Raw genomic sequence first — 7,669 nt, 5'->3', positions numbered from 1 at the left:
TTGCTAACTTGTGTATCGGAACAGACAGAAAAAAAACGTAAGGGTGGTTCTGTATCTGCTGTCATTCTCTTATCGTTAAAGCATCTAGAGAAAAGCTTCTTACACCTATCCTAACATACATAAATCATAATTGAGAAAGCCATGAGACGCTGTATATCCCTATCCTTGGCGCAATGTACTATCTGTTTTGAAAGGGACATCTCACATCATCTCTTGGGCCATCTGCTCTAGCACCTTTTGCCGCTTCTAGGATGGCATGTTCTTTGAAGAATTGATGATTTCTGCGATCTCTTTTTGAAATGAGCGTGATGGAGAAAAAGTTTTCTGCGTGAGAAAAAGAAGAGGTGGCTTTTTGCTTTTGCAGCCATCGGTACTGACGTTTGAATGGAAGCTGGCACGTGGGGAGGGGAAGTTATAGAGCGCGTGATCATTAAATTTTATCTCGCTATAGGAATATTGGGTTTTATAAGCTATAGAGAAGGCTATACTGAGGGAATGGGGCGCGTGCGCTTAAGTCTTACTAGATAATCTTCAGAGAACAAAAGCTTGTGAAAAATAAGGGCGTTCTTGTATCTCTTTTGCTCCTTATTCCACATCGTTCAAGAGGCTACCTGTTATAGAGCTAGAACGATATTTTTACCAGAAAGCCATACTCCTTAATCCTTAAAAGATAATACTTCCTCACATCCCCTCCTTTAGCTGTATAGGCTTGGGGCTTTTTTAGAAGCTGTTTTTGTAAAGCTACACCACACAAAAGCATGCTCTTAGAGATCAGCTATGGATGTTTTTTGTCTTTTCAAAGCAGGCGGAACATTCTTGCAGCAATTTTATAATAAAGAAGTTCAGAGGTATTATCGTCTGTGAAAAAGTGAACACTAAATAGCTAATAGCTTGAGATAATGCCTTATAACTAACAGCCTGACCCTTACAATAGGGTTTGTTCAACTAAAACTTAAGCTCTGTAATTTTTGCACTTAAAAGGCTCGAAGAAGCTAAACTAAAAGAGGTGCTGCTTTCTTTTACGCTTTTACCTTTCCTGTGAGCTTAACCACATATCTATGCGCAAGGTGTCTATCTCTGTCCTCTGTACAAGGAGATACAAATTAGATGATTTTTTACCCTACCTTAAATATACTTTTGTGCAAATTACTTTAAAGGTTGTGTTTTGTTTTATTCGAAATGCTTTTATGGAAAGGCTTATTGCGCTAAGAGCAAGGAAAAAAACGTGTAAGGTTCCAGTGATAATGAAGAACTTATCGATGAAGTTTATAATCTTATCTTATTTAATTTCTACTAAATCACCATCAAGCACTATAGGATATTCAGTCGTTTGAAAAAAGGATTTTATTTTTTCAGAGCTTGAGGAGCGAATAAATTGAGATTTCTGCATAAAGCAAACATGGAAAAATTGTGATTTATTGATAATGTCTTTTATCAGATAAGAGGATGAGAGGGATGATAAAAGGGCATTTCTTTCAATATCGTAACGTGAATCAATAAACAATAAAACGCCAACACCGTTTTCAAATTGATTGATTATAATGAGTTAAATAGTCTTTCGCCGAGAGAGTGCAACCTTGAAGATTTAAGACATTTGTAAAATCGTGTACAGAAATTGAAGTTCCCATAATATTATAAAAAGTTAGTGTTCTTCCTTTCAGGTGTAAGGTATGGCCATGATAGCCACAATCGCATAATTGATCCTATGCAATATGAACAACATCACCTGTGGCGTGTTCAAGTAATGGTACATCTTTAGGATAAAAAACAGAGACAATTAATTCATCATTTTCAGGATTTGACTTTACTTGAATGTGATCATAAAGATGATAAATGTCACCATCAATCTCGGAACACTGGAATCCTATTGGAGAAGTTTCTTTTGTGGTAAAGCTAAGAGGTTTAATATCTAATTCAGGGATTATGTCTTTTATTTTCGACACAGATTCAGCTTGAAAGGCTTCTCAAAGATAGAATAGGTTTTTTAGACATTTTAATTTTTGCTTCCGAGATATCGTAATAAGTTTATCCGCAAAACTTGGCAGGCATATGATGGTATCGATAGAAAATTCTTCGATAGCTGAACTCAAAGTCTCAAGATCAACCATAGAGGCAAATGGATAATATGTTACTTTGAGCAGTCTACAAATTTCATGTACAAATAAAAATCCCCCCATAATCCTTTAAGCTGTGAGACAATTTGCAACGGCGTTTACAGAGCAATCTTTAAAGACAGTTTCGAGCTTCTTTGCCGCAGAGTGTGTTACAAACTCATAATTGAGCCATTTATGGCGAAGTGTTTTGGGCACCCTTGTTGTGCTACTGGTTTTCAAAAATTATATGTGACATTGAAGTTCCTTATTTTTTTAGTTTGCATGAGGCAAAGGCAAGAAGCAAAGGCGGAGATACCAACAATCATGCAAAAGGTGAAAGCGATGTGATTGTTGAAATGGCTGATGATCCATCCACTTGTCCATGAGCCGGCAGCTTGGCCAATATTTGAAACAACAAGGATATAACTAAAAAGAACACTGGCTGAGAGGGATGCAGTTGTTTTCCCTGCTTGATAGTATATTTCTGGAACCATGACAGATTCATAGACACTGTAGGCAATTAACGCAGTCACAGCGGTAAAGACGCCACCTATGAGGAAAAATGCAGCAAAACTTCCCATAAGCCATAATAGGTAGAAAGTTGATTTATCAGAAAGGCTGAGATGTTTATTGATTATTCCTTGCCAGATACAAATACTGATGCCAACAATTGAAAAGAAAATTCCACTATAAGGGGCGAGATTGCTGTCAAATTTATTGAGAAGTGTTGTGGTGGTGATGAAAATTCCCATGAGGAATGCACAAAGCAAAGCCGTGACCAGCAAATAAGTGATAGAACGATTATGGATTATTGTTTTTAAAGAAGAAAGAAAAGGCTTCTTTATTTTTTTGTTCTTTTCAAGAGATAATTTTTTATGGGGGTAGTGATAAACAATTTGAATGGATAAAACACAAAGATACAAACCAATGAGTGCAAAAAAAGCCGTTAAGAAGGTCGATGCGTTATATTTTATGGCACTCGTTGCAACAAGAGGGGCGATAACGACAGCAGCGTTTTGAAAAAAAGAATAGAGAGTTAATGCGCGTTTAAGAGTACTTCCATTGAGATGTTCTGATAAAATTTCTCTCAAAAATGGCTTGGAAATTGCTTTCGAAAAAGCCATTAAGGTAAAAAAGATCAACCATGCAGAAGGTGTAAGCGATAGGATAATGCACACAAAAGCAATACTCCTTAAAATAAAGGCGGTAGCCATTAAGAGTTTACGCGAAAATTTTTCTAATAAACCCGTTGTGGTTACCATGAGAATGCTTTCAAGGATTACTGATCCAGCGAGATAAAAAGCAACATTGGCAGCAGTTATGAGAGAAGAGTTTCCAATCAGAGGGAGTACAAAGAAAAAGGAAAATTCAGAAAGAAAAACTGCGCTATAGATGAAAAAAGGAATTTTATTTTTGCTCATGGAATTTCCATAGAAGTGCTGTTAAATGATCAAATACATTTTGTTGTATCTGTTGAGGACGTCTTATGAGCCCTGTTTCCGCTGAACACATTTCGTTGAAATAGTATCTTTATTGATTTACCGGTCAGTCCACTGCAAGAATATTATTTTTTGTTTTTCTACGATGTTTTTAGAAATATCGAGCATGATCTGGGTTGAGCAACAACACTATGCCTTGGTGTTCGCGCAATAATCGTCAGGTCATTGAGACCTTGATCCCATATCTTCTCTTGATGGTTTTGACTGTTTCTAATCCTATTTGATAACCAACTGACACCCCACATTTTTGTTTTTCCCCCGCATTCTTGTTACTCTAATGTATCCTTTATGAAGGGGATGTACTAACCGCTCCATAGATTGTCAACATATGAATGAGATGAATGATTTTATAACCTTTTAATGAAATTATATTTTTTTAGTGGAAGGTTATTCATCCTCTTTTAGCGCATGCGTTGATATTTGCCTCCATGGCGTTGTAAAAACCCCTTCTCAACAAGAGTGCGCCGTAATCGGGCAAAGTCTACCGTAAAGAGATTGCATATCTTGGAAACTTCCGTTTCGCTATAGATTTTTTCCTTTTGAAAGGCTTCACCAATTTTTGATAGCATCTCTTCTGTTTCTAAATGGCGGTCGCTTAAATTTTCCCTATTCCGTTCATTTTTTTCTTCTAGCGCTTGCCATAATGTATCTCTCGCTTGAAATCCTTCTGTTGTGTTGTGAATAAGTCCGAGATTCAAAAGGCGATTGATGGATTTATGAATGGTTTTGGCATCTGAATCGACATGTTTGAGGATATCAGTAAGATTTTTTGCACCAAGGATAATGGCGGCATAAACAGCGCGTAGTGTCGGTGAGGTCATGGCAGAGATCAGCGAATTGCGTGTGCTGCGTTTGTGAAGTGCTTCTTTTCCCATGGGCAAAATATCATTTCGAATGGGCAGTTCATTGATTTCTATGAGTTCTGCTTGTAGCGATTGTGCGCGTACAATTTGTTCCGCAGAGGTGCGTTTGCGAATAATCCCCAGACCACTTTGGCGATATTTGTGGTTTTCGGGGAGTGTTAAAGCTTCATAGGAGCCATCAAGCCGGTAGAGAATTTCTTCCCACAAAGGGGTTCTGACACGTCGCACCCGCTGTGCCCCATTAAGCGCAACGGTTGAGGTCATGGTTGGTTCATGCAAACAAAGATAACCACCCGCGGTGATGTGTTCCCAAAGGGTTATAACAAATCGCACATCATCTGCGGGAGTACCAGCATCAAGCCAAGCAAAATCTATTGGTCCCCAAGATTTGAGCGTTTCATCATCGAGAGAGAAGAAATTCTCATGGATAAATGTTACCATGTCTTTTTCAATACCGTCTTGAAGCAGTTTTTGCCATGCTTCTTCTGCTGATTGACCTTCGACTGTAAAATCATCAATGGTGATAAGCCGAGGTTCGTAATTCTCAAGGATTCCTGAAGGGGCAAGCAAAGCTGTGCGCTCTTCCCAGGTGGAGGATTCTAAAAGTTTTTTATCTTGTTGCCATGCTTGTTTTGCTTTTTGCAGTGCTTTAGCAATCAAGCGCGTACTATCACCAGCACCGATTTCAATGACTGTGCGCGGTCTTGCCATTTGAATAAGCGCATAAATGAGCTGTGCACTATTTTCTGTTCCCATGCCAGGTCTTATCAGCTGCATCTTTTTATCCTTATAATTTTACCAATCGTAGCATTCCTGCTTTTATAAAAAACTTTATTGAATCCTCTAGCGGATATTGAATACGTATTGGTGTGGTGGCTTGCTTCAAGAGATGTTTTGTTTTTTCATGAAGCCGGATTGTACGCCCATTGAGTTGATTAATGGCAAGACTGCCAAGAGAAGAATCTATGATAATACATGTTGGCTCTCGTAAAAGAGCGGTTGCATCATTTTCTGAAAATGCTTTTTGATCTGTTTCGATGAGACCGTGTCGTAGCAGTGATATCAAAAGACTTCCAGAGGCAAGAAGAGTACTATAGAATTGTATTTCTCTTAGTGATTGGACAAGGCAGCCTTCACGAAGTGCTTCAAATGTGGGAAAGTCGAATCCGCCAAATGCCGCTCCTTTTGTAGAAACAATGGTGATGGGTTGTATTTGCCGTTTGCCAATGAGTGCTGGTTTATTTCTCGTTATCTGTACGTCTTTTGCCCATTGAACGCGTGATAAAGGATTGAGTTCACGTGGGTATACAGCGAAAGAATTGATGGCTATGGGCGGCGTTGGTTTTTGCAATTCAAGGGTGTGGATGTTTTCATTCAAGTCATGTTGCATGGTGTCTGCCAGTTGCCATACATAACCACCTGTTCCATTGTAAAAGTTTAAGCCTATAGGGTCTTGTTGCATGATGTTATCGTTTTTTTTTACTTTAAAATATCAAGTTTTTGGGAGGGTTATTAGTTGCTCTACATTAAAGAGTGGTTTATCAAAGTCCTATTGGGTTGGTATGGGGTTGCATGGGATACAACGATTTGATAAGGATTTTATTGGGATTTGATAGGGCGGTGATTGTCATGTCCTTTTGGGGTGTATGGTTTGCTTGAGAAAAACGCCTCGTCCACTAACCATTATCAAATTCTCTCTGTTTCTTTTTTTGTACGGCACTGTTCACAATAAAACCTAATATGCCTGCGATCATTGTGGCGATGCCAATGATAAACAGTGTGCTTTGGGTATGATGCACTTTTACAAAGCCGGCTCCTAGAAAGCCAAGGCATACGGATGTCTGTATGATGAAGATATAGGCAGGCATTTGACTGTTTCGTTGTTCTTTGGGGATGGCTTTCATCATAAAACTTGCCATTAAGGCATTTTGCACACCATTGGCACTCCCAAGGATGAAAAATGATAGCATCATCAGCCATGTGAAGTTTGTTAAGGAAAAACAGAAAATTGCAAAGCCAATGGTTGCGGCAGCTAGTGATGCACCAGCGGCATTGCCAAAATGGTGGAAAAGATTGGAGAAGCAGAGTGGACCAACCACTAAGCCTAGGCTTAGCATACTTGTGATCACCCCATAGGTTTCAGCGCTTAAGTTGAGATCGGTACGAATGCGGACAATCGATAAGACGTTGAGAGCAGAGGTGAGGATAATAGTGATGATGAGGGGCGCAAGAGCATAGACGACATTTTTTTTGCGCAAGAGACCCGCTAAATCTAGTCCTTTTTTGGCTTGCTGTGTTGTATCTGTCTTTTGTGTATGAATTTTTAAACTTTTAAAACAGAAGAGAGTGATAAAGGTAGCAAAAAGAACCATGATTGAAAGTGCAAACAATCCTTTTTGCCCGTTCGATAGACCATACAACACACCCCCTAGGAGTGGTCCGGCAATATAGCCAAGATTACGAACTGTTTGGATAACGCGATTGATACGGTCTAATTGCTGATCATTTTTTGCGAAGTCAGGTACCGCAACAAGAATAGCGGACCAAAAGAGTGAACCAGCACAACCTAGTGCGAAAGAAAGGGCAATATAAACCCAAAATTGGTTTGCGATTGCAGCTGCGGCTATGAAAAGCGCTTCAAACAATAAAACAACAGTGACTGTGTGTACTGGTTGGAAGCGATGCAAGAGGCGTGGTGCAATGGGTCCGGCACAAATTGCCCCGATAAGCCCTGCAAACAGCAGCATTGAAATAGAAGCTGTGCTTTCTGCTAAGTGTAGAGCAAATGTAACTTGTGCTGTTTCATCGGCAAAGCTGCTAAAGCCTAAAACGAAAAAAAGCCCAGTTTGGGCGAAAATCATGGATTTTTTCTTTGTCACAATGCTCCTCCCCAAGAGGTTATAAGGTACAATTTTCTTCTACGTGTTTATGGTATATCCCATGCTTTGTATAGTTTTTCTTGATGATCAGTTGAGAAAGGAAGTTTTCAGAGCTCTCTTCAAAACAAGCACAATGCCTATTGGCAGTGATGAGCAGCTCCTTATGTTTTTTGAAAGGGGAATATTGAAGGATTATGGGCTGGCGAAATTTTCTGATATGAGAGACAATGATACAAAAGGGCAATCAGAAAATTTCACAAAAAAGCTGCACTATGCGTGCAGCTTTTTTTGTGTTTGCTTTAGAGGTAGACGTTTTAAAGCATGAAAGTATCCTT

Annotated in this window: 5 protein-coding genes; all 5 read right to left on the bottom strand. The window is 39.1% G+C overall.

Features of this window, described 5'->3' with window-relative positions; all coding sequences use genetic code 11:
- Positions 1-1,703: 1,703 nt before the first annotated feature.
- The 5 genes from ACFIKG_RS08110 to ACFIKG_RS08090 all read right to left on the bottom strand — a co-directional run bounded on the left by ACFIKG_RS08110 (position 1,704) and on the right by ACFIKG_RS08090 (position 7,334).
- On the bottom strand, positions 1,704-1,943 hold the full coding sequence (locus ACFIKG_RS08110; RefSeq protein WP_375652079.1) for a hypothetical protein: 240 nt from the start codon (positions 1,941-1,943) through the stop codon (positions 1,704-1,706).
- 386 nt (positions 1,944-2,329) lie between these two features.
- A complete protein-coding gene (locus ACFIKG_RS08105) occupies positions 2,330-3,514 on the bottom strand; it encodes an MFS transporter (RefSeq protein WP_375652078.1) in 1,185 nt (394 codons plus the stop codon).
- A gap of 479 nt (positions 3,515-3,993) precedes the next feature.
- On the bottom strand, positions 3,994-5,232 hold the full coding sequence (locus tag ACFIKG_RS08100) for a DUF2087 domain-containing protein (RefSeq protein ID WP_375652077.1): 1,239 nt from the start codon (positions 5,230-5,232) through the stop codon (positions 3,994-3,996).
- A gap of 10 nt (positions 5,233-5,242) precedes the next feature.
- A complete protein-coding gene (locus ACFIKG_RS08095; protein WP_375652076.1) occupies positions 5,243-5,917 on the bottom strand; it encodes a hypothetical protein in 675 nt (224 codons plus the stop codon).
- A gap of 214 nt (positions 5,918-6,131) precedes the next feature.
- A complete protein-coding gene (locus ACFIKG_RS08090; RefSeq protein WP_375652075.1) occupies positions 6,132-7,334 on the bottom strand; it encodes an MFS transporter in 1,203 nt (400 codons plus the stop codon).
- Positions 7,335-7,669 lie beyond the last annotated feature (335 nt).

This window comes from Bartonella sp. LB28NMGDW, from assembly GCF_042194435.1.
In the GTDB taxonomy this organism is placed as follows: Bacteria; Pseudomonadota; Alphaproteobacteria; order Rhizobiales; family Rhizobiaceae; genus Bartonella; species Bartonella grahamii.
This window is presented reverse-complemented; position numbering and strand designations above follow the sequence as displayed.

What these genes read in the sequence shown, in the direction of transcription:
- ACFIKG_RS08095 (WP_375652076.1), bottom strand. Translation starts at nt 5,917, where the DNA reads ATGCAACAAGACCCTATAGGCTTAAACTTTTACAATGGAACAGGTGGT.
- ACFIKG_RS08105 (WP_375652078.1), bottom strand. Translation starts at nt 3,514, where the DNA reads ATGAGCAAAAATAAAATTCCTTTTTTCATCTATAGCGCAGTTTTTCTT.
- ACFIKG_RS08100 (WP_375652077.1), bottom strand. Translation starts at nt 5,232, where the DNA reads ATGCAGCTGATAAGACCTGGCATGGGAACAGAAAATAGTGCACAGCTC.